The sequence below is a fragment of the Streptomyces sp. NPDC087428 genome (genome assembly GCF_044744085.1).
Taxonomy (GTDB): Bacteria; Actinomycetota; Actinomycetes; order Streptomycetales; family Streptomycetaceae; genus Streptomyces.
In genome coordinates, this window is sequence record NZ_JBIUXR010000005.1 from 431,034 (window position 1) to 450,563 (window position 19,530).

20 protein-coding genes are annotated in these 19,530 nt (G+C 70.5%); 11 read left to right on the forward strand and 9 right to left on the reverse strand.

From position 1 onward, the window contains the following. Nucleotides 1-2: 2 nt before the first annotated feature. The gene (locus tag ACIO3R_RS13525; protein ID WP_402105622.1) at nt 3-356 is read left to right on the forward strand and encodes a VOC family protein; all 354 of its coding nucleotides are present in this window, start codon (nt 3-5) and stop codon (nt 354-356) included. Nucleotides 357-412: 56 nt separating this feature from the next. Here ACIO3R_RS13525 and ACIO3R_RS13530 read toward each other — a convergent pair whose 3' ends face one another. Further along, the gene (locus tag ACIO3R_RS13530) at nt 413-2,386 is read right to left on the reverse strand and encodes a DUF5107 domain-containing protein (protein ID WP_385027122.1); all 1,974 of its coding nucleotides are present in this window, start codon (nt 2,384-2,386) and stop codon (nt 413-415) included. 234 nt (nt 2,387-2,620) lie between these two features. On the opposite strand from ACIO3R_RS13530, the gene ACIO3R_RS13535 reads away from it, so the two are divergent. Then, nucleotides 2,621-2,974 carry a DUF6204 family protein gene (locus ACIO3R_RS13535; protein WP_385027125.1) on the forward strand — a complete coding sequence of 118 codons (354 nt, stop codon included), beginning with the start codon at nt 2,621-2,623 and terminating at the stop codon, nt 2,972-2,974. A gap of 114 nt (nt 2,975-3,088) precedes the next feature. Here ACIO3R_RS13535 and ACIO3R_RS13540 read toward each other — a convergent pair whose 3' ends face one another. Next, nucleotides 3,089-3,733, reverse strand: a complete 645-nt coding sequence (locus tag ACIO3R_RS13540) for a DNA-binding response regulator (protein ID WP_402105624.1) — start codon at nt 3,731-3,733, stop codon at nt 3,089-3,091. 92 nt (nt 3,734-3,825) lie between these two features. On the opposite strand from ACIO3R_RS13540, the gene ACIO3R_RS13545 reads away from it, so the two are divergent. After that, nucleotides 3,826-4,668: an oxidoreductase gene (locus ACIO3R_RS13545; protein ID WP_402105625.1), complete on the forward strand. Its 843-nt coding sequence runs from the start codon at nt 3,826-3,828 to the stop codon at nt 4,666-4,668. Nucleotides 4,669-4,700: 32 nt separating this feature from the next. Here the strand turns inward: ACIO3R_RS13545 and ACIO3R_RS13550 are convergent, their stop codons facing one another. Continuing rightward, a complete protein-coding gene (locus tag ACIO3R_RS13550; RefSeq protein ID WP_402105626.1) occupies nt 4,701-5,054 on the reverse strand; it encodes a hypothetical protein in 354 nt (117 codons plus the stop codon). Between the two features lie 358 nt (nt 5,055-5,412). On the opposite strand from ACIO3R_RS13550, the gene ACIO3R_RS13555 reads away from it, so the two are divergent. The 7 genes from ACIO3R_RS13555 (at nt 5,413) to ACIO3R_RS13585 (ending at nt 12,277) form a co-directional block, all read left to right on the forward strand. Then, a complete protein-coding gene (locus ACIO3R_RS13555) occupies nt 5,413-6,612 on the forward strand; it encodes an ATP-binding protein (RefSeq protein WP_402105627.1) in 1,200 nt (399 codons plus the stop codon). Next, nucleotides 6,609-7,007 carry a roadblock/LC7 domain-containing protein gene (locus tag ACIO3R_RS13560; RefSeq protein ID WP_018552722.1) on the forward strand — a complete coding sequence of 133 codons (399 nt, stop codon included), beginning with the start codon at nt 6,609-6,611 and terminating at the stop codon, nt 7,005-7,007. Before ACIO3R_RS13555 ends, ACIO3R_RS13560 begins: the two co-directional genes overlap by 4 nt. Continuing rightward, entirely contained in the window at nt 7,004-7,405 is a 402-nt protein-coding gene (locus tag ACIO3R_RS13565) for a DUF742 domain-containing protein (protein WP_385027140.1), read from the forward strand. Before ACIO3R_RS13560 ends, ACIO3R_RS13565 begins: the two co-directional genes overlap by 4 nt. Next, nucleotides 7,380-7,985: an ATP/GTP-binding protein gene (locus ACIO3R_RS13570; protein ID WP_385027143.1), complete on the forward strand. Its 606-nt coding sequence runs from the start codon at nt 7,380-7,382 to the stop codon at nt 7,983-7,985. The genes ACIO3R_RS13565 and ACIO3R_RS13570 overlap by 26 nt, the downstream gene beginning before the upstream one ends. Further along, a complete protein-coding gene (locus ACIO3R_RS13575) occupies nt 7,982-9,322 on the forward strand; it encodes a cytochrome P450 (RefSeq protein ID WP_385027146.1) in 1,341 nt (446 codons plus the stop codon). Before ACIO3R_RS13570 ends, ACIO3R_RS13575 begins: the two co-directional genes overlap by 4 nt. 352 nt (nt 9,323-9,674) lie before the next feature. After that, entirely contained in the window at nt 9,675-10,931 is a 1,257-nt protein-coding gene (locus ACIO3R_RS13580) for a tryptophan dimethylallyltransferase family protein (protein WP_402105629.1), read from the forward strand. After that, nucleotides 10,904-12,277, forward strand: a complete 1,374-nt coding sequence (locus tag ACIO3R_RS13585) for a tryptophanase (RefSeq protein WP_402105630.1) — start codon at nt 10,904-10,906, stop codon at nt 12,275-12,277. The genes ACIO3R_RS13580 and ACIO3R_RS13585 overlap by 28 nt, the downstream gene beginning before the upstream one ends. Nucleotides 12,278-12,543: 266 nt before the next feature. Here ACIO3R_RS13585 and ACIO3R_RS13590 read toward each other — a convergent pair whose 3' ends face one another. Beyond that, the gene (locus ACIO3R_RS13590; RefSeq protein ID WP_385348593.1) at nt 12,544-12,966 is read right to left on the reverse strand and encodes a holo-ACP synthase; all 423 of its coding nucleotides are present in this window, start codon (nt 12,964-12,966) and stop codon (nt 12,544-12,546) included. Between the two features lie 94 nt (nt 12,967-13,060). On the opposite strand from ACIO3R_RS13590, the gene ACIO3R_RS13595 reads away from it, so the two are divergent. Continuing rightward, on the forward strand, nt 13,061-14,146 hold the full coding sequence (locus ACIO3R_RS13595) for a branched-chain amino acid aminotransferase (protein WP_385027158.1): 1,086 nt from the start codon (nt 13,061-13,063) through the stop codon (nt 14,144-14,146). Here ACIO3R_RS13595 and ACIO3R_RS13600 read toward each other — a convergent pair. The 5 genes from ACIO3R_RS13600 to ACIO3R_RS13620 are packed head-to-tail and all read right to left on the reverse strand — an operon-like array spanning nt 14,139 to nt 19,520. Further along, nucleotides 14,139-15,524 carry a S8 family serine peptidase gene (locus ACIO3R_RS13600; protein WP_402105631.1) on the reverse strand — a complete coding sequence of 462 codons (1,386 nt, stop codon included), beginning with the start codon at nt 15,522-15,524 and terminating at the stop codon, nt 14,139-14,141. The genes ACIO3R_RS13595 and ACIO3R_RS13600 overlap by 8 nt on opposite strands. Further along, the gene (locus ACIO3R_RS13605) at nt 15,521-17,116 is read right to left on the reverse strand and encodes an amino acid adenylation domain-containing protein (protein ID WP_402105632.1); all 1,596 of its coding nucleotides are present in this window, start codon (nt 17,114-17,116) and stop codon (nt 15,521-15,523) included. The genes ACIO3R_RS13600 and ACIO3R_RS13605 overlap by 4 nt, the downstream gene beginning before the upstream one ends. Then, nucleotides 17,113-17,715: an RBBP9/YdeN family alpha/beta hydrolase gene (locus tag ACIO3R_RS13610; protein WP_385027167.1), complete on the reverse strand. Its 603-nt coding sequence runs from the start codon at nt 17,713-17,715 to the stop codon at nt 17,113-17,115. The genes ACIO3R_RS13605 and ACIO3R_RS13610 overlap by 4 nt, the downstream gene beginning before the upstream one ends. Further along, on the reverse strand, nt 17,696-17,977 hold the full coding sequence (locus ACIO3R_RS13615) for an acyl carrier protein (protein ID WP_363024770.1): 282 nt from the start codon (nt 17,975-17,977) through the stop codon (nt 17,696-17,698). The genes ACIO3R_RS13610 and ACIO3R_RS13615 overlap by 20 nt, the downstream gene beginning before the upstream one ends. Nucleotides 17,978-17,984: 7 nt before the next feature. Then, the gene (locus ACIO3R_RS13620; RefSeq protein ID WP_385027170.1) at nt 17,985-19,520 is read right to left on the reverse strand and encodes a coproporphyrinogen-III oxidase family protein; all 1,536 of its coding nucleotides are present in this window, start codon (nt 19,518-19,520) and stop codon (nt 17,985-17,987) included. Nucleotides 19,521-19,530: the final 10 nt, after the last annotated feature.

Consider the following 19,530-nt stretch of genomic DNA (forward strand, 5'->3'; position numbering starts at 1 on the left):
GCATGGAAATCCTGGGAACCACGCTGCGTATCTGCGTCGACGACCTGGAGGCCGCGGTGGCCTTCTACGAGAACCTCACGGGCAGTTCGGCGCTGCGCTTCGAGCGCGGCGGGGTCTCCGTGGCCGCCATCAGCTGCTTCCTGCTGATGAGCGGCCCCGAGGCGGAGCTGGAGATCCTGCGCAAGGTGACGGCGACGATCGCGGTCAAGGACGTCGAGGAGGCCAACGCCGCGCTGGCCCGGGTGGGCGCCCGGGTCATCGCCGGCCCCGTCCACACGCCCGCCGGCCGCAACCTGATCGCCGTCCACCCGGACGGTTCGGTCTTCGAGTACGTCGACCGGAACCCGGCGATCTGAGCAACCGTCAGGAACGGGTGGAACGAAGGCAGTTCCACCCATCCTGTAACGGTCAATCAGGTCCGCGGGCGCATCCGATAGTTGTAGGCGTCCGGCAGCGGCTCGTCGCCCGTCAGCTCGGCCCACACCTCGTCCAGGATCTCCGCGCCCTCCCGCAGGTCGGCGACCTCGAAGCCTTCGTCGAACAGGGTCCGGGCGGCCGCGCGGTCGCCCTCCGCGATCAGCAGTCTGGCCTCCAGCAGCCGGAAGCGGCCGCGGTGGCGGATCTCCGGGAGCAGCCCGTCCCAGACGGTGCGGGCCGGTCCCGGCCGGCCGGCCGTCAGCAGCGCCTCGATCGCCTCCCGGCCGAGGGCGGCGGTGGCCGCCGTCCAGGTGTCGCCGTCGTCGCCCCGTTCGCCGCACAGGTCGTCGAACGCCTCCGTGTAGTGGTCGGCCGCCCGCTCCCCCTGCCCGCTCTCCTGGGCGGCGACCGCGAGGCAGCGCAGCAGCGGCCAGCGGGACGGCGCCAGGGCCAGTCCGCGTTCCCAGCTGCGGACCGCCTGCGCCCGGTCGTCGGCGTGCCACTGGGCGATGCCCAGGTGGTACTCGGTGAGCGGTTCGGCGGAGGCCGTCTCCAGCATGTCGCGCCAGTGCGAGGAGACCAGGGAGGGGCCGGGCGGCGCCACCCGGTGCGGTTCGGGGAAGGTCCCCTGCTCCAGCAGCTCCAGCCAGGGCGCCTGCTGTTCGCCGAGCGTGGACGCGGCGAAGGGGGTGCCGGGCAGCTTGTACCCGGCGCGCCGCACTTCGAGCGCGCCCCAGCCTGACCCGGTGGCGAGGCTCTCGCCCGGTTCGGTGTCGGCGCAGCGGCGCCAGGCCTCGTACGCGGCGTCCACATCGGCGCGCGGCAGGGCGGCGGCGAGCCGCTGTTCGGTCTCCGCGCGGGCCGCGGACCAGTCGTCCCCGTGCACGGCTGCGGGGTCCGCCGACAGCGGTCCGTACGACTCCAGCCAGCTGAACTCGCCGCCGGGCTCCAGCGGCACGTGTTCCAGCTGGGTACGGGCGAGCCCGGCCTGGATCTCCGCGTAGCCGGCGGTGCCGGGCTCGGTGAGCCACTCCTGCCAGCGGCGGCCGCCGGGGCCACTGCCCCAGAGGAAGAGCTTGCGTCCGCGCAGCAGGTCGGTGGAGGTCTGGACGAGCCCGTGGCCGTTCTCGTCGAGGGAGGCGATCCAGCGCCGGGCGCCGTCGGGCACCTCGTAGAAGTAGTCGGCGGGGAAGTCGCTGCGCAGCGGGTACGTCCGGTCGACCGAGCCGCTCTCGGGGACCGGGACCCTGGTCAGCGTCCGCTCGTAGCCGAAGTGCCAGGCCTCCTCGGCCGGGGCCACCACCCGGGTGCGCTCGTCCTCCGCCACGGCGATGTTGGACCACCAGTAGACCGGTGCGGGGTGCTCGTGCGGATTGCGTATCCGTACGCCGACATGGAGGAAGTCGGAGTCGTCGGGCAGCCACAGGTCCACCTGGAACGGCAGGTCGCGCAGCCTCTCCCACTCCCAGAGCCGCACCATCTCGCCGCCGTCGGGCGCCGGGACCAGGGCGGCGTGCACCGGGGCGCAGGACAGGGTGGTGTGGCCGGTCGCGCCGATGTTCCACTCGATGCCGCCGGAGAACCAGGCGCCGTTGAGCGCGAAGTCCGCGGGCTGGAGCACGGGGTTGACGTAGACCAGGTCCCGGCCCGTGGGCTTGTGGAAGAGCGAGTGGATACGGCCGCCGAACCCGGGCAGCACGGTGGCGCGCAGCCGGTCGTTCTCGATCACGATCACATCGAGGTCGGTCGCGGTGCGCTCGCGTCCGTAACCGTCGAGGACGGCCACGGGCAGCACGGTGGCAAGGGGCTCATGACCGATCTGGCGGGCCATGTCCCGGGGCAGATCGGCCCGGTCGCGGTCGTCGACGACATGCATCTCGTCGAGGGGCCGCAGCGCCGGCAACGGGTTCTCCGGTCCCGTCGCCGCCGCGGGCAGGGTCAGTACGGCACGTCGTACGGTGGTGGCCAAGGCAACCTCGCTCCCTCGCGCGGGCCGCCGCAGGTCCGGGCGCCCCCCGATGACCATGGAACACGCTGAATGCCGCACGGGCCAGAGGATCGGGCCCCCGTCTTCGGTAAAAGCACCGGCCACCGGCTCCGCGGCGAGCCGGAGCCCGCCGAATATTCCGCGTGCGTTCCGCCCCGCGACCGTAGGCTTGCCCCTCGGACGGTTTGCGGTACGCGACAGAGACGGTGGAACACGATGACCACGCAGCACACCTACCGAGTGATCGTGCGCGGCACCTGGGAGGGGCTGACGGACGAGGCGCGCGCGAGGCTGCTGACGGAGGTGGAGCAGCACGGTCTGGCTGCCATGCAGTTCACCGAGGAGGGGTCGCTCACCTACGACCGTGTGCTGAAGCACTTCAGCTTCCGGTACGTGGTGGTGTCGGACGCGCTGGACGGCGAGGAGATGGCGTCCGCGATCGCCGAGGACCGCGCGGAGACGACCCTGCGGGCGTCCGGCTACGGACACGGCGAGCTGCGTTCCACCGCGACGGACATGGACACCATGAAGATCAATTACAAGGGGCGGCGGGCGGCGGGGGCGGCCTGACGGCAACGCGGTGAACGTCACGCAGGCGATCCCGGCGGGGCGACGCCACCTACGACACACGTTCGGGGAGGGTGGCCCCGCGGCCCCCGCGGCCCCCGCCGTGACGCCCCGCCCTCACCGCCCCGGCAGCCCCAGTTCCCCCGCCCGCAGCCCCGCCTGGAAGCGCGACGCGGCTTGCAGCGTCACCATCAGGTCCGCCACGCGGCGGCGGTACGTCCGCAGGGAGACGCCCGACCGGCGGGCGGCCGACGCGTCGGTGAGGCCCGTGCTCAGGGCCTCCAGGACGGCGCGGGACTCCGGGTTCAGGTGCGGGGTGTCCTTCGCCAGGTACGTCGTGTAGTCCGCCGACCGGTTCCACATCGCGTCGAACAGCGAGTGGACGCCGTCGATCATGTTCTTCGACGTCGTCACGGAGTACTCGCGGCCGGCAGGCGCCTCGCGGCCGGCCAGGATCATGACGCGGCGGTCGATGATGATCGTCTCGTGCGGGAGCTCCGCGTCGGTGATGCGCACCTGGGCACCCGCGCCCAGCACCAGCCGCAGGTGGTCCCTGGTCGCCTCGTCCGTGAGGGCCGCCGGGGTGAGCAGCTTCCGGGTCGTGAAGTCGGGGCCCGGGGTCGTCCACGTCGCCGGCCGGGGCCACGTCGTCAGGGTGCGGGCGGCGCACAGGAACTCGGTGCGGGCCGATTCGAGGAGGTGTCCGGCGCGCGCCAGCAGCTCCGCGTCGCCGTGGACCGAGAAGATCTGTTCGTTCCGCATACCGCCAGTCTCGCAGCATCCCCCATCCCGCGGGTCTGGCAGCAAGCTGCCACGCGCTGGGCCGCCCCGGCCTCCACGGAGAGCATGAAGCCATGACCAACACCACCTTCACCCTCGGCGGCGACCTCCCCGTCAACCGCCTCGGCTTCGGCGCCATGCGGTTGCCCATGAGCACGTTCGACGGCCCCGCCCGCACCCCCGAGAACGGCATCGCGGTCCTCCGGCGGGCCGTCGAGCTGGGCGTGAACCACATCGACACCGCCGCCTTCTACGCCCGGGGCGACGTACGCGCCAACGAACTGATCCGCGAGGCGCTCGCCCCCTACCCCGAGGACCTGGTCATCGCGACCAAGGTCGGCCCGCTCCCCGGCCCCGACGGCATGCCCAGCGGCCAGGCCACCCCCGACCAGCTGCGCGGCCTCGTCGAGGCGGACCTGCGCGCCCTCGGCGTCGACCGGCTCGACGTCGTCAACCTCCGCGTCGGCGGCATGAGCGGCCCCGGCGGCGAGTCCGTCGCCGAGCGCTTCGCCGTGCTCGCCGGGCTCCAGCAGAAGGGCCTCATCCGGCACCTGGGCGTCAGCAACATCGACGCCGCGCAGCTCTCGGAGGCGCGGTCCGTCGCGCCCGTCGCCTGCGTGCAGAATCCGTACGCAGACGACCTGGCGCTCCTCGCGGAGTGCGAGGCGGCGGGCATCGCGTACGTGCCGTTCTTCCTGCTCGGCGGCGGACGCGAGCCGCTGGACACCCGGCGCCTGGAGAAGGTCGCGGCCCGGCTGGACGCGACCGTCACGCAGGTGCAGCTCGCCCTGCTGCTCGCCTCTTCGCCGGTCATGCTCGCCATCCCCGGCACCGGGAACCTCGCGCACCTGGAGGAGAACATGACCGCCCGCGACCTCACACTCACGGACGACGACCTGGCCGACCTACGCGGCTGACGCGGCCCGGTCGACCCACGACGGGTCCGCCATCAGCGCCTCCAGCTCGTCGGCCGGGCGCGCCGTGCAAAAGCCGTCCGCCGCCGCCTGATGGGTCCGTACGGCAGGATCTCCGCACGTGTCCTGGGCCCGGCGAACCGGAAGGCGCGATCGAGGAATTCCTCGTCCGCCACGTCCGTCTCGGCGGGCTCCATCCTGGGCTGGAACAGCGGATGGGCGAGGACGTCGGAAAGCAGTGTCCCGGGGTGGGTGTTGACCTGGTCCCAGTGGGTCACCCGGGATGCCCGCCTGCCGTGCCGCCGGGCCGCCGTCTCAAGGTACGGCTCCACTTCCGGCAGGAGCCGGACGAGCTGCCCGGCCAGGTCCCGGGAGGGGATTTCCCGCATGTGTCCGTACTCCTTCGTCCCGCGCGAAATACGGCACGGCCGGCCGGGGGGAGGGATTCCCGGCGGTGGGCCCTGCCGCTCCGCCATCCCGCGCTCGGGCGCGGGGTCTCCACCTCGCAGGCACACCTTCCTCACTGACATGAACATGCTTTTCTGGCCAACGGGGCAACGAAGTGGTGGACTTGACAGAGCCTCATGATCATCCGGTGATACGCTCGCGTGCACATGCCACGTGAGCTTTCGCCTTGGCATGGCTACAGCCAGGGGGGCTCTCCGGGCGGTGACGTCTGCCCACAGCCCGAGGGTCCGCTTGGACAGATTTCAAGAGCTGGACTCAAGCCGCTCAATAGAGAGTCACATGACGAATTTTTGGCAGGATCCGACAGTCTGGGCGCTTGCCGTCGGCGTCGCTGTCGCCGCCACGGTAATCACTCGCCAGCGAAAAACGATCAAGGCGCTACGTCGTCAAAAGCACGGCCTTCAAGGTGAGCTGACCTCATCCCAGGGCAGGACCGCCGACCTCGACTTCACCGTCAACAAGCTGCGCAGCGGCTACGACGAGGTGGTCCGCCAGGCCAAGGAAGAGGCGGAGGAGGCCACAAACACCGTACTGAAGTCGGCCATGCGGACCCTTCAAGGCCTCGCCGCGGAGCAGCAGCGGGCCATCTCCGGGCTGCAGAAGAAGTACGGCGACTCGGCCGTACTGCGGGACATGCTGGGCATCGACCACATGAACGCGCAATTCAACCGGCGTGCGCAGTCCATCGCTGTGCTGTGCGGCGGGTGGCTCGGCCGGCAGCGGGAGGCTGCGTCGGTCTACGACGTGGTCCGCGGAGCACAGGGCCGTATCCGGCACTACCAGCGCATCGAAATCGCCTCACGGGTCGATTTCGCGGTGACCAGCCGCGCCGTCGAACCGATCGCGCTGACGGTGGCCGAGCTGCTCGACAACGCGACCAGCTATTCCGAGCCGTCCACCATGGTCGAGGTCGAGGTGCGGACGGTGCCCCGGGGCATCTGCATCGTGATCGACGACGCCGGTGTCGGCATGAGCGAGGAAGAACGGACGAACGCCACCGCTCTGCTGTCCAGCGGGTCCGCGGTGAGCGTTTCGGAGCTCGGCAACCCTCCCGCGTTCGGTTTCGCGGTCATCGGTGCCCTGTGCGCGCGGTTCGGGTTCACGGTCGCCATCGACAGCACCTCTCCCTACGGCGGCGTCCGCGCGGTGGTGATGGTGCCGAAGGAGTTGTTGACCGAGATGCCCGAGCCCAAGAAGCCCGCTTCCACGCAAGAAGTCACTGCCGCTGCCTCGAGCCGCGGTGCGGCCCCTGCGGCGGCAGAGGGCGGGCTGCCCCGGCGACGGAACAAGCGCGGCATGGCGCTCGTGCCGGACGGCGGCCACAGGTCTGACGAAGCGCCGCCGGCCCGGTCAGCAGAGGCACGGGTGGCGGCCATGGGCGCATTTCAGCGTGGCACTCTCAGGGGCCGAGGTGCGGGGGTACCGGCCGCCGAAGGTGATACGACTGCCGATTCACACGAAGGATTCGATGCCCCGTGAGCGACGACCTGTCCTGGATGCTTGAGGACGCGCTGCAGATTCCGCATGCTCTCCACGCGGTCCTGATTTCTGCCGACGGTCTCCAGATGTCCCGTACTGCGGAGATTGACAGGGGCGATGCCGACAAGGTGGCCGCCGCCGTCTCCGGCCTGCAGTCGCTCAGCCGGGCCGTCAGCTTCTTCTGCGGTGAGCACGGAGCGAACTGGCGTCAGACCCTCATCGAGTTCGACGGGGGCTGGGTGTTCCTGAACGCTGCGGGCGGCGGCAGCTACCTTGCCGTGGCGGCGTCGGCCGAGGTCGACATGCAGGACATCACGTACCGGATGCAGCAGCTGGTCAGCCGGCTGGGCAAGGCGATGTCGACCGGCCTTCGCGGCGACACGGTCACCTCATGACGGAACCCGGCCCTCCCGAGCTCGAGTTCGTGTCCGAGTTCGTGTCCGAGGCCGGAGAATTAGTCCGGCCCTACGTCATCACCCGTGGACGTGACCTGCCCGATGAGGGCGAGTTCGCTCTCATCACTCTCGTCACGACGGCCACCGACGAGCAGCAGCGCCCCCAGCGGCTCTCGCCCGAGGAGCTGCAGATCCTGGAGATGTGCTCCAGCGGCTACCTCTCGGTCGCTGAGATCGCCGCGCACTCCCAGCTGCCGCTCGGGGTGGTCAAGGCGCTGCTCAGCACCCTGGCCGAGGGGGGCTATCTCGTGACCCGGGCGCCGGTGCCCTCGGCCCGTCCCACCAACAAGGCCTTGCTTAAGGAGGTGCTCGATGGTCTCAAGGCTCTCACTGTCTGAGGATGCCTACGTGCCCAGCGGCGCACAGCAGACTGCGGTGAAAATCCTGGTCGTCGGGCATTTCGCCGTCGGCAAGACCACCCTGATCGGCTCGCTTTCCGAGATCACGCCGTTGTCCACGGAGGAACGGATGACGACGCTCTCGGAGCGCGTCGACGACCTCAAAGGGGTTCAGGGAAAGACCACCACCACCGTCGCCCTGGACTTTGGCCGACTGACGCTGAGCGAACGCATCGTTCTGTATCTGTTCGGCTCCCCCGGACAGCAGCGCTTCGTGAGTCTGTGGGACGACACGGCCCGCGGAGCGCTGGGCGCCCTGGTCCTGGTGGACCCCGAGCGCCTGGCCGACTCCTTCGACGTCATGGATCTGGTCGAGAGCTACGGCCTCGATTTCGCCGTGGCCATCAATCACTTCGACGGCAGTCCGGTCCACACCCCGGAGGAAGTCCGGGAGGCACTCGACCTGCTGCCCGACACCCCCGTCGTCACCATCGACGCACGCGACGAGAAGTCGTCCGTCGACGCCCTGATCACCTTGGTCCGCTATCTGCACGAGCGCGCCGACCTGGAGCACGCATGACAACCCCCTCTGTACCTCCGCCCGGCTGCCCCGCACACGGCAGCGGGCAGCGCATATCCCTGGACAGCGCGGAGTTCGCCGCCAATCCGCACGCGTACTACCGCTACATGCGCGAGCTCGGCCCCACCGCTCCCGTCACCATCGCCCCCGGCGTGGAGGCGACGCTGGTGACCGATTACAACGCGGCTCTGGAACTGCTGCAGGATTCGACGACCTTTCGCAAGGACTCACGCCGCTGGCGTGCTCTGGCTGAGGGCTCCGTCCGCCCCGACAGCCCGGTCCTCCCGCTGCTGGCCTACCGGCCGAACGCGATGTTCACCGACGGCGCCGAGCATGTGCGGCTGCGGCAGGCCATCACCGACTCCTTCGCCCGCGTCAGCAACAAGCGGCTGAGCCGGATCGTCAGTCAGGTAGCCCAGTTCCTGATCAACCAGTTCAGCGCCCGCGGCAGCGCCGACCTGCTCCGTGACTACGCCCAGCAGCTCCCGCTGTACGTGTTCAACGAGCTGTTCGGCTGCCCGGCGGAGATCGGCGACCGGGTGCTGTTCGGCATCTCCGGCATGTTCGACGGAGTCAACGCCGAGGCGGCCAGCCAGGTCCTGCTCGGAGCGGTCAGCGAGCTGGTGGCGCTCAAGCGCGCCCAGCCCGGGGAGGACATCACGTCCTACCTGATGCAGCATCCGGCGCAGCTGAACGACGAGGAACTGGCGCACACGCTGGTGTTGCTCCTCGGTGCGGGCGGCGAGCCGGAGGGCAACCTGATCGGCAACGCCTTCTACACGATGCTGACCAACGAGGAGTTCGCGCGCCTGGGGCAGTTCGACAAGGCTGTGGACGACACTCTGTGGCGCAATGCGCCGATGTCCAACTACGCACCCCATTACCCGGTGGTCGACACGGACGTGGCCGGCGACAAGGTGCGCGCCGGTGACCTGGTGCTGGTGTCCTTCGGCGCCGCCAACACGGCGCTCGCGGACCGCGGCGCCGACACCCGCGGTCACCTCGCCTGGAGCGCGGGCCCGCACGCCTGCCCGTCGAAGGAGCCGGCCAGGCTGATCGCCCTGACGGGCCTGGAGACGCTGTTCAACGCCCTGCCCGACGTTGAACTCGCCGTCCCCGCGGACAGCCTCGCCTGGCGGCCCGGCCCCTTCAACCGGGCCCTGGCCTCCCTGCCCGTCCGGTTCAGCGCCGTCACCCCGCGTGCCGCGGCCGCACCGGAGCCGACGGCCGTGCCCCGCTACCAGGCGCCCCCCGTCGCGGCGGCACCCGCGGCGCCGCAGCCCACCGGCAAGACGGGGCGCTGGAGCAGCTTCGTGAAGTGGCTGACGGCCCCGTAGCCCACACCCCCTGTGATGCATGTGACACAGGCAGTTGATGCAACCTGCATGAAAGATCAACTTCCTGGGTAGGACGGCGCGGAGTGTCTGGAGTGACACAAGATGAAGGAGAGGCAGTGAACCTCGCAAGCATCTCCGCGCCACCGTCCGCGAGCGCCCGACCGGGCCCGCAGCGCACCACCCCCAGCGGACGGAACCCGTGCGGGGGCGGCGACCCCGGTCGGCCGCAGGACCGAATACCCGCCGCTCCCGGCAGCGGACTGACCCTCGTCTCCTCCCTTGCCGGCGGAGCACGCACCCGTGTCCCCGCACCGTCCGGGCGCGTTACGCGCCACGACATGCGAGGCACACGATGACCTCCCGACCGGGCCCCGGCATACCGGCGACCAGCCCCGGTGAGACGACGCTCGGCGAACACGTACACGGTCAGCTGCGGCGCCTGGGAGCCATGGTGGGCCTGAGCGAGGCGGACACCGAGCTGTACGGACAGGTCCTGGTCGACTCCCTCGCAGGCGCCGCCCACCGGCCGCTGTCCCTGCCGCCGGCCTCGCCCACCTTCCTCTCCGATGACCACAGCCCCGTCGAGTTCTCCCTCGCCAGCGCTGCGGACGCCGCCCCGGCCCTGCGCGTGCTCGTGGAGCCCGGGTGGGCCCACAGCGACATCGTCGACAACGGCCGCGCCGGGCTTGCGGTCATCCGCGCCATGGGCGCCCGCTGGGGCTTCGCCACCGACCAGCTCGACGCCATCGCCGACCTGTTCTTCCCTGCTGCGGCCCAGGGCCCCCTGGCCCTGTGGTACGCGCTCGATCTGCGCGCCGGAGGGGTCCCAGGGGTCAAGGTCTACCTGAACCCCTCCGCCTCCGGCCCGGAAAGCGCGGCCCGCACCGTGCGCGAGGCACTGCGGCGGCTCGGCTACGGTCAGGCCTTCGAGCAACTGCCCCCGGCGGACGGATATCCGTTCCTCGCTCTGGACCTGGGCGCCTGGGCGTCCCCCCGCGTCAAGGTCTACGTGCGACACCCGCGCATGTCCGCCGATGACGCCTGCGCGCTCAGCCGTGCCTCCGGAGCCACAGCGGCCGACATCCGCTACTTCTTCCACGCGGCCGCGGGCTCCCTCGCGCCGTCCGAGCACGGCGGAAACGACACCCTGCGACTGGTGCGGCGGCCGGCGCTCACCTGCCACTCCTTCACCGAAGGCGACAGCAACCCGAGCGGCTTCACGCTCCACATTCCCGTTCGCGACTACGTGCGCGATGACGAAGAGGCCCTCGCCCGCGCCACAGCCCTGCTGACCCGGGCCGGCGTGGACCCCACCGTCCTGAACCGAAGCCCGGGAGCGCTCACACGGCGAACCCTCGCCGACGGCGCGGGGCTGATCGCCTACCTGGCCCTGGTGTACGAGCGCAACCGGCCGCCCCGGATCACCGCCTACCTCAGTTCCGAGGCCTACCGCGTCCGGCCGCCGCAGGAGCAGTACCCGCGGGGCACCTGGACGCCTGCGCAACTCACCCAGAGCGTCCTGGACCTCGGGCACCAGGCCGTCGGCCACTTCAGCCCGCACACCGCACAGAAGGAAGTCACGTGGAGCCCTACCGCATCAAGGTCGTAGAACCTCTTGCTTTCACCACTCGGGAGGAGCGCGAGGCCGCGCTGAAGCGGGTCGCCTACAACCCCTTCGAGCTGCGGGCCGACGAAGTCACCATCGACCTGTTGAGCGACTCCGGGACCGGTGCCATCTCCGCGGACCAGCTCGCCGCAGGAATGCAGGGCGACGAGTCCTACGCCGGCAGCCGCTCGTTCTACCGGTGGCACGAGGTCGTCTCCGAACTCACCGGCTACCCCCACATCCTGCCGGCCCACCAAGGCCGCGCGGCCGAGCGCATCCTCTTCTCCTCGCTGCTGCGGCCCGGCACGAGTGTGCTGTCCAACACGCACTTCGACACCACCCGCGCCAACGTCGAACTGACTGGCTGCACGGCGTACGACCTGCCCTGCGCCGAGGCGAAGGACCTCGACAGCGACTTTCCGTTCAAGGGCAACATCGACCTGATCGCCCTCGAACAGGCTCTGGAGAACGCGGACCAGAAGCCCGTTGCGGCCGTGCTGATGACCATCACCAACAACGGTGGCGGGGGCCAGCCGGTCAGCATGGACAACCTGCACCGCACCGCCGAACTGTGCCGCCGTCACAACGTGCCGATGATCCTCGACGCGGCCCGGTTCGCGGAGAACGCCTGGCTGGTGACCCAGCGCGAACCCGGCTACGCCGACCGCACCCCGCGCCAGGTCGCCGAGGAGGCCTTCCGCCTCGCCGACGGCTGCGTCATGAGCGCGAAGAAGGACGGGATCGTCCACATCGGCGGCTTCATCGGCCTGAAGGACCCCGAACTCGCCGAGCGGTGCGGGGGTCTGCTCATCGCCACCGAAGGATTCACCACCTACGGCGGTCTGTCCGGACGTGACCTCGAGATGATGGCCCGCGGCCTCCTCGAAGTGACCGAGCCGGCCTACCTCGCCGAGCGTGCCGACATAGCCGCCTATCTCGCCGCACGCATCCGCGAGGCCGGCGTCGACATCGTGGAACCCGCCGGTCTGCACGCCCTCTACGTCAACGCCGGACGCCTCCTGCCCCACATCCCCCCGCACCAGTACCCCGGCACCGCACTCGTCTGCGAGCTCTACCTGCGCGGAGGCATCCGCTCGGCGGAGCTGGGGTCGCTGTACCTCGGTGAAGAGGACGAGCACGGCAACCCTGTCAAGACGGCGCCCTACGAACTTGTACGGCTGGCTCTCCCCCGACGGGTCTACACCCGCAGCCACTACGACCACGTTGCCGCCACCCTGGCAGATATCGCGAAGAATCCTGAATCGGTCCGTGGCTACCGGGTGACGGGCCAGTCCCCGATCCTCCGACACTTCAGCATCAAACTGGAGCCCGTGAAGTCCGACGACTGATCAGCACTCCTCGTTCGTTGCGACGCGAGCCCAGCCGGCAAGATCCCGAAGCAGCGCGGATCTTTCGGCTGTACCGGTCCAGCGACCGTGCGGCGGCCACGGGAAGGCCGCACCCTGGTGCTTGGGTTCCAGCGGTCCTCGCAACACCCGCGATCTGCGGGAGTTGCGGGGACCGTGTGCGTTGAGGCGCTGTATCGATCAATTACAAGGGGCGGCGTGACGGCGGCCGGCGGGATGCCGGAACCGGAGGACATGACGTAACGCGCTCACTCCTCGTCCCCGAGCCCTGCCACCATCGCGTGCGCCTGCGTCGCCGTGTGCGTGAGGCTGATCAGCCAGGTGCGGACGCCCGCCGCCTCGGCCAGTGCCGCCGCTCGGCCCGTGAGGTGGAGGGAGGGCTTCCCCTCCGGGGCGCGCCGGACCTCGATATCGGTGAGCGGCGCACCGGCGAGGCCCGTACCCAGTGCCTTCAGCACCGCTTCCTTGGCCGCGAACCGGACCGCGTACCGCTCGGCCGGGTCCTGCATGACGTCGCAGTAAGCGCGCTCCGCCTTGGTGAACACCTTGGCGCCGAAAGAGGGCCGGCGGGCGAGCACGCCCCGCATCTCCGCCACGTCCGCCAAGTCCGTTCCTACGCACAGGACGCGCCTGCCGACCAGGCGTTCTGTCCATGTCGTGTGGGACGCCACTCCGGTATCCTCTCTCCTTGCCGCCTGCCCGGCCGCAGGCTGACGTGCCTGCCGCCATCCAACAATGCACCACGGAACCGAGAGGGTCCCTGCGATGAGTGTGCGGTTCACGGTCGAGGCCAATCCCAGCCCGGTGAGTCGCGCCCGTCGCGCCGAGATCCTGGAAGACCCCAAGTTCGGGCAGTACTTCACCGATCACATGGCCCGTGCCGTGTGGACGAAGGACGGCGGCTGGCGGGACGCCGCCGTCGTGCCGTTCGCCCCCATCCCGATGCATCCGGCCGCCGCCGTCCTGCACTACGCGCAGGAGATCTTCGAGGGCATGAAGGCCTACCGCCACGCGGACGGTTCGGTGTGGACCTTCCGGCCCGAGGCCAACGGCGAGCGCTTCAACCGCTCGGCCCGCCGGCTGGCCCTGCCCGAGCTGCCCGTCGAGGTCTTCCTCGACTCCGTCACCGAGCTGGTGCGCGCCGACCGCGACTGGGTGCCAGACCAGGGCGAACAGAGCCTCTACCTGCGGCCGTTCATGTTCGCCTCCGAGGCGTTCCTCGGTGTGCGGCCCGCGGCCGAGGTCACGTACATGGTCATCGCCTCGCCGGTCGGACCGTACTTCTCCGGCGGCGTGAAGCCCGTCTCCATCTGGCTCTCCGGTCAGTACACCCGGGCCGGGCGCGGCGGCACCGGTGCGGCGAAGTGCGGCGGCAACTACGCCGCCGGCCTCGCGCCCATGCTGGAGGCCGGTGAGCACGGCTGCGACCAGGTCTGCTTCCTGGACGCCACCGAGGGGCGGTACGTCGAGGAACTCGGCGGTATGAACCTGTACTTCGTCACCCGTGACGGCCGTCTCGTCACGCCCGGCCTCGGCACCATCCTGGAGGGTGTCACCCGCGCCTCCGTCCTCACCCTCGCCAAGGATCTCGGCCTCGACGTCGAGGAGCGGGCCGTCGACATCCGCGAATGGCAGGAGGGCGCCCGCACCGGCGAGATCCGCGAGGTGTTCGCCTGCGGCACCGGCGCCGTCGTCACTCCCGTCGGCCGCCTCGTCTGGGAGGACGGCGAGGTGACCGCCCCGGACACCGACGCCGAGGACTCGATCACCATGAAGCTGCGCCGCAGCCTCGTCGACATCCAGTTCGGGCGCGCCGAGGACCGGTACGGCTGGATGCGACGCCTCATCTGAACCCGGGCGCCGCGGGCAGGGAGGCGGTGAGCAGTCCGTGGCCCACCGCCTCGTTCGGGCAGGTCCCGCCGCAGTCGTCACCGGTCAGCGTCCGTCCCCGTGTCACCGGCAGACAGGCGTCCGCCAGGTCCGCGGCGGTCAGCGCGCGGCCCTTGCCGATTCCCTGCTGCACCGCGAGCGCCACCACCCCGGCCGCGTACGCCGTCGCTCCCGAGGTTCCGCTGGACACCAGCCAGCCGTCGTCGGGGGCGGTGCCGTCGTACGCGCTGTTGCGGCGGTCGAACATGCAGCCAGGCTGGGTCGGGAACACCACGTAGTCGCCGTGCGGCAGCATGCCGCAGGGCCCGGACAGGTCGGGGACCCGCCGGCCGGGGAAGACGTCCGAACGGTAGCTGGACGCCAGGTCGGCGGCCTGCCTGCATCCGTCCGGCCCCACGTGGACCCCGCCGACCGTGATCGCGCCCGGGGTCGCCACCGACTGGAACATGGCGGTACGCCGGTCCGTGGAACCGTTGCCGGCGGCGAACAGGACCGTGATCCCGCGCCGCACCGCGTTCGCGACCTCCAGGTGGAGGTGCGGCTCCGCGCGCAGGGTGCCCCAGCTGCACGAGATGACGTCCGGGGCCAGCTGCACCGCCCGCTGGAAGGCCGCCAGCGGGAAGGAGAAGCTCTCGCAGGCCATCTTGACCATGGTGAGGTCGGCGCCCGGTGCGACCGCGAGCAGCAGCGCCGACATGGCGGTGCCGTGGCCGCGTTCGTCCACGGCGGGATCGAGGGCGGACAGCGCGGGGACGACCCTCGTGCGGTAGCCGTGGGCGCGGTGGTGCGGATGGTCGTACAGGCCGGTGTCGACCATCACGACCCGGACCCCGTCGCCCCGGACCCCGGCCGCGTGCGGCCGCCCGGCGCCGGCGAGGCGCACCGCGTCCTCGGGCAGCCGCAGATACCGGGCGTCGCGAGGGAGGGGCGGGGTGGCGTCGACGCCCAGCTCGAAGCCCGCCCGGGGAATCCGGACCTCCGCGACCAGCTCGGTGTGGAGCCGGGAGCGGAGCGGGCCGGCGGCGGCGAACTCGTGGCGGACCGTCTCCCGGATGTACTTGTTGCGCACCGGCCGCACCGGGTGGCCGAAGACCTCCGCGAGCAGGGCGGGGGCGCCGGAGACGGTGATGCCCACCTCGGTGCGGGCCTCGACGTCGAGCCCCTCGCGGACGTACGCGTCGGCCAGCCGGTCCACGGTGCCGGGCGCCGGGAGGAACTCCTGCGCCCGGTGCCGCAGGAGCAGCGCGGGGTCGTCGCCGAGCGCGAGACCGGTGGCCGAGCGGGGCACGACCGTCAGCACGCCGCACCGCTCGAAGCGGGCCAGCTCCTCGTCGGTCACCTGGACTCCGTACCCTTTCCGGTCGCGTCAGCCGTCGCGCGCAGCCGGTCGCGGTCGAGCTTGCCGGACGGCGTCAGGCTGACGTCCCCGTCGGCCAGGAACTCGATGCGGGCGGGCAGCATGTAGTCGGGCAGCCGCAGCGCGAGCTCCCGGCGCAGCTCCTCCTCGCACAGGCCCGTGTCGCCGTCCTGCCGGCCCAGGACGAAGAGCATGATCGCCCGGCCGGTCAGCGGGTGGGCCTCCGGGACCGCGCAGCAGTCCGTCACCCCGCCCACGGCCAGCGTCGCCGCTTCCACCTCGGAGAGGTGGACGAGGTTGCCGTTGATCTTCAGGGCGTCGTCGCGGCGCCCCAGGAAGACCAGGGCGCCGTCCTGCGGCCGTCGGCGCACGTAGTCGCCGGAGCGGTAGTAGCGGCCCCCGGCGCCGGCCGGGAGCTCGACCACGGACCGTGCGGTGCGTTCCGGTTCGCCGCAGTAGCCCGCCATCACCTGCGCTCCGCCGATGAGGAGTTCGCCGGTCTCCCCGTCCCGCACCTGCCGCAGCTCGTCGTCCACGACGAGCACGTCGACGGCGGGCAGCGGATGGCCGATGGGCAGGAACTCCTCGCCGTCCTTGCCCGGGGCGTCGGTCAGGAAGAGCGTGGCGCTGTGCGTGGTCTCTGTGGGCCCGTACCCGTGCACGTACCGCAGTCCCGGTACGAGGGCGGAGAACGCCTCCAGGACCGACACCGGGCACGACTCGCCGCCGAACCACAGCCGCCGCAGCGAGCCGAGGTCGCGGCGCCCGGCGTCGCTGAACCGGCTCACCAGCATCCGGATCACGGACGGCACGAGCAGCGTGTCGGTGATCCGCCACTCCTCGACGGCGCGGGTGACCTGGGTGGGCATGCGCAGCCGGGGCAGCAGATGGACGCTGCCGCCGACCAGGAAGGTCGACCACAGATCCACGACGGAGGCGTCGAAGAAGAGCGGCGCCACGTTGAGGAAGCGCATGCCGTCCTCGAAACCGACGGTCTCCTGCACCCCGGCCAGCAGGGCGCACATCGACCGGTGGCTGATCACGACGCCCTTGGGCGAGCCGGTCGAGCCGGAGGTGAAGACGACGTACGCGTGGTCGTCGGGGCTCCGGCCCGCCACGCCGGCCGGCCTCGGCTCGGCCTCGGCCGAGGGGTCCCAGCCGGCGCCGGCGTCCACGGGGTCCGCGCCCACCGCGCCCACCATGACAACCGTCCCGGCCGGCGCGCCGTCGAGCAGGTCCCGGTAGGCGGGCTGGACCAGGGTGGCCGTGGGCGCGCACTTGCCGAGGAGCAGCGCGATGCGGGCCGCCGGCAGCGACTCGTCCAGCGGTACGTAGCGGGCGCCGAGCCGCAGCGTGGCCCACATGACCGCCACCGAGGCGACGGACTTGTCCATCACCATCGCGACGGTGCCGCCCCGGCCCACGCCGAGCCCGGCGAGGAGGCCGGTCAGCGCCTGGACGCGCCGGGCGAGGGTCCGGTACGAGACCTGCTCGCCCGTCTCCAGGTCCACGACGGCCGTGGCCGCGCTGTCCCGCCGCCGCTCCAGCAGCTCGTCGGCGAGCATGACGTTCATCGTTCCTCCAGGCGAGTCCCGTCGAGGCGGCGGCGGATCGCCTCCAGCAGCTCCGGGAAGGTGTCCATCTGCTGGTCGTACGAGCCGAAGTGGCCCATGCCGTGCATGGCGTTGAATGTGCTCCCGGTCAGCTCGTGCAGTTCCTCGGCGACCTCGAAGGGCACCCAGGGATCGTCCTTCGAGTGGAACTGCTCGATGAACGACTGGTTGGCGCGGATCGCGTCCCAGTCCCACGGGGTGTCGAAGAAGCCGCTGCGCCGCTCCAGTTCGAAGCCGCAGTCGTGGTGGTGGCCGGCGACGGCGAAGGTGCCGAGGAGCGGCGCCTTCTCTGCGTACCGGAAGGCGGCCAGCGCGCCGGACGAGTGGCCGACGATGACCGTCCTCCCGTCCGGGCGGATGACGTCGGTGAGGTAGGGCAGCCAGTACCGCATCCGGCCCTTGATGGGGTCGGGGAAGGTCTCGGCCACCACCTCGGCGCCGAGGGCCTCCAGTTCCCGCTTGAGATACGGGAACCAGATGCCCTCGACGCTCGCTCCGGCGTTCCCGTGGATCAGCACCACGCGCACGTCCGAACGGATCTCAGACAGGGGACACCTCATCTTCGAGGAGTTCCTCCAGGAGACCGGCGAGGGAACCCAGGGTCGCGAAGTTCTCCGTCGTCAGCAGCTCGGGTTCGAGCTCGATGTCGTAGAACGTCTCGAATCCCAGGGTCAGTTCGATCATCTGGGTCGAGTTCAGCGACAGGCCGCCGTTGAACAGCGGTGTGTCGGAGTCGAGTTCGACCAGCTGCGCCGGGAAGATGTAGGCGATCACCCCACGGAGGTCGTCCTCGATCTCCTTCTGGGTCTTGCGGGTGTCCACCGGCGGATCAGCTCCCCTCGGGCTTGGCGGAGGTGCTCTCCTTGGTGGTCTCCTCCGCCGACTTCGGGCGGGTCTGGAGGAAGAGCGGGGTACGCGGGATGTTCTGCGCGTCCTGGTGGAAGGGGTTGCGCTTGTTCTTCAGCGACAGGTACATCGTGCGCCGGGCGCGGGCCTTCTCCTCGTCCGAGTAGAAGAGGAAGGCGATGTTGCCGGCGTTCTCCCGGCCGACCTCGGTGAGGGTCAGGTCCTCGTCGGTCTCGATCGCGTAGCCGCCCTCGACCAGCCAGTCCACCTCGCGGCGGTACTTCTCGAAGTTGCCGACGTCGGCCTTGCGAACGGTGCCGAAGACCGGGAAGAAGACCATGACCCGGTTCTCGACCTCGTCCTCGGAGCAGATGCGGCCCTGCTCGATCGGGATGATGCCTTCGTCGACCTCCCGCATCCACCGCTCGACGTCGGTGTGGTTGCGGTAGCTGCGCTCGCCCATGTAGTTCTCGGCGGCCGGGCCGATGCCGAGGGTGTAGCTGGCGCGGTAACCGTTGCCGCCGCAGGCGTGGTTGAGGCCGATCTCGCCCGCGTCGTCGAGGTGAGTGAAGAAGTTGATCAGGAGCTGCTTGTCGTAGCCGTACGCGGCCAGACCGTTCTTGATCTGCCGGTACTGGTCCCGCTCGATGGCGCCCGACGGCTTGACCTCGGCGACCTTGCCGGCCCGGATCTGCTGGTCGAGGCGGGTGCCCTCCCACTGGTTGAAGCGGTACGTCTGGACGAAGCTGGGGCGCAGTTCGCCGCAGATGCCCTCCAGGTCCCGGGCCAGGACCTCGTCGTCCTGCCCCGGCAGGTTGTACATGAGGTCCAGGGCGAAGGTGCGGATGCCGGCCTTGCGGATGTTCTCGGCGGTCTGGTGGACCTGCTCGACGCTGGCCTTGATGGTGAGCTTGCGGCGGATCTCCTCGTCGAGGGTCTGTACGCCGAAGGAGATGCGGGTGATGCCGAGCGACTTCAGCATCTCGATGTAGCCGTCCTTGGAGAGCCCGAGCGGGCTGCCTTCCAGGGAGATGCCGTCGACCTCGCTCAGGTCGAACTCGCGGTGGACGGCCTCCAGGATGGCGGCCATCGACTCCTGCTCCAGGGCGGACGGCGTACCGCCGCCGAACTGGACGTACTTGACCTTCGTCCCCTCGAAGTACTTCGAGCGGGCGTTGCGCTGGATCTCCTTGACCATCGCCTGGACGAAGCGCTTCTGCCGCTCGCCCTGGTACTTCGCCGCCGACTCCTTGAAGCAGGCGCAGAAGTTGCAGAAGGCCTCGCAGAACGGGATGTGGAAGTAGAGCAGGATGTCGGTCTGCTCCGGGTGGGACTGGCGGTCCAGGAACGAGAAGTACTCCGCCTTCTTGCCCTCGGAGTCGAGGGCGTCCTGGAAGGCGCAGATCTTCGGGTAGAACCAGGTGACGTTGGTGCGCTTCTCGGGGCTCTCGAACTCGTCCTTCAGATAGAAGTTCGAGTCGAGGCCCAGCATGAACGGATTCTCGACGTGGGTCGTCATGACCTAGGCT